The organism is Pseudomonas sp. JE3303 (assembly GCF_056312565.1).
Map to the genome: position 1 here is coordinate 1 of NZ_JBWGIF010000038.1, position 1,481 is coordinate 1,481.

Genomic DNA, 1,481 nt, shown 5'->3' on the forward strand with positions numbered 1-1,481 from the left:
AGCGCAGGCAGGCTGACGTAGCGATAGCGCTGGACGAGGACAGGCGCGGCGCCCTTGCCCGCCGGCGATGGCGTGACGGTCTTGTCCTTGAGGTGGCGGACAAAGCCTTCCGGGTCGGGCGGGCAGCCGTCGGCACCGCTGGCCGGGTACCAGGTGCTGGTTTCGACCACACCGTTGGCCTGGGTCTGGGTCAGCAGGTTGCCGTGGGTGTCGTAGGTGCTGGCAACGGTTTCGACCCGGCTCTGGGTAGCATCGTCGAGCAATGCCCAGCGGGTGGTGACCGTGGCGGGCAGTTGGCAGTAGCTGACCTGCTGCTCGAAGGGCACGGCCGGGGTGAGGTGATAGCCGGTGGTGATGGTCTGGACGTTATTGCCCTGGGTGGTCTTTTCCTCGGTCAGCAGGTGGAACTGGTTGAAGCTTCGCTCGATGCGGCGCACCTCACGTTCCTTGTCCGTACCGTCGATGCGTTCGGTGACCCACAGGCTTTCCACCGAGCCGTAGCGATAGTCGCCAATGTACTTGTACAGGTTGTCCAGGCCGTCATCGTCCCACTGGATCGGCAACGTATTGCCCAGGAAGTTTCTGGCATCCGGGTAGGTGTAGCGTACGTCCATGACGGGCTGGCCAAGGCCTGGGTAGGTCAGGTGCCGGGTCACCCGGGGCAGCGCGGCACGGCCGCTGGCCGTCGGGAACACGTGGCCGCCGTCGTTGTAGTGCAGGTGCTCGCTGGCGCCCGTGGGGGTCTGCACCTGTTCGAGGCAGTAGTGATCGAGCACCTTGCGGTACCTGAAGCGCCAGCTGGCCTTGTTGGCGGTGGGCAGCTCGAGGCGCGCGACCCGCCGCTCGACATCCTCCAGGACCATGTCGAACCGCGCGAGCGCCTCGCCGTCGCTGCCCTGGCCGGGGTTGAAGCGGATAACGACCCGTGCATCGTCACGCTCGATCAGCAGTAACTGGCGGCTGTCGTCACTGATCGAAGCGAGGCGGGTGAAACGGTTGGCGAAGGGCTGGTAGCTCAGGCGCAGCGAATGGCCGGTGGCGTTGAAGACTTGCACGGGCAAGGCGACGCGATTGTCGGCGCTACCCATGATCTCGAGGATTTCCACCTGGCCGGTGCGGTGGACCACGCGAAAGCGGCTGCCAGGACCTTCGTGACCGTCGAGCTTGTACAGGTGGAAGCTGTCGATCTTCTTCTCCTTCATCAGCAGCTCCTCGCCCAGGGCGGTGGTGCGGCTGCCGGTGACCTTGAAGGCTTCGCCGGTGCTCAGGGAAAGCACCTGGTTGTGCGGGGTGTATTGCGACAGTTGCAGGTTCCAGCCCAGGCCAAAGCCTGAGTCCAGTGTATTGAGCGGGTTGTAGTTCAGCGCCAGCTTGAACGCAGGGCCTTGCAGGTCATTGGCCTGGAGTTCGGGCAAGTCGATGGCCACGGTATATTGTCCCGTGCGCGGATCAACGCCATTGCGCAGGAAACTCATGAAGTT

The 1,481-nt window shown here is 64.1% G+C and carries 1 pseudogene; it reads right to left on the reverse strand.

From position 1 onward, the window contains the following. A pseudogene (locus tag AC0ZZU_RS23975) lies at positions 1-1,481 on the reverse strand (sugar-binding protein); the annotation flags it as partial.